Here is a 592-nt window from a genome sequence, read left to right as displayed (position 1 = left end):
CACCACGCGCCGCGAGGGCCGCAGCATCTATTACGCGCTCGCCAGCCCGGAGGTGAAAACCTTGATCGAGACGTTGCACACGCTGTTCTGCGCCCCCGGGCGCAGCACGCCCCGCCGCAAGCACTGATCGCCGCCAGAACCGATCATTGAGCCGACGGGAACAGAATCCCGCCAGCGCCAGTTGCCGTGGGCAAGCCCCGGAGAAACTGACATGGCCGAACCCAGCCTACAACGCACCTATTGGAACGACGGCACCGATGACGGCGGCTTTCCCCAGCTCCAGGGCGACCTGAAGGTGGATGTCGCCGTGATCGGCGGCGGCATCGTGGGCGTGACGGCCGCCCGCTGCCTCAAGGATCTGGGCCTCACGGCGGCGGTCATCGAGGCGCGGCGGATCGGGCAGCAGGTGACGGGGCGCTCAACCGCCAAGGTCACCTCCCTGCATGGCCTCGTCTATGCCGAACTCGAGAAGAAGCACGGCGAGGCCCGCGCGAGGCTCTACGCCGAGGCGCAGGAGACGGCGCTGCGCGAAATCAACAGGCTCGCCGCACGGCACGGCATCGACTGCGACTTCGAAACCAAGGCCGCCTAC

General features: G+C 67.7%; 1 protein-coding gene. It reads left to right on the top strand.

Going from position 1 to position 592, the window contains the following annotated elements:
* Positions 1-211: 211 nt before the first annotated feature.
* A partial coding sequence (locus ACLD7X_RS17930; RefSeq protein WP_411425047.1) for an FAD-dependent oxidoreductase occupies positions 212-592 on the top strand: 381 nt, incomplete at its 3' end.

The sequence above is a fragment of the Aphanothece microscopica RSMan92 genome, from assembly GCF_046613545.2.
In the GTDB taxonomy this organism is placed as follows: Bacteria; Cyanobacteriota; Cyanobacteriia; order PCC-6307; family Cyanobiaceae; genus NIES-981.
Note: the sequence above shows the minus strand (reverse complement) of the source record. Positions and strands in the feature narration are given on the sequence as shown.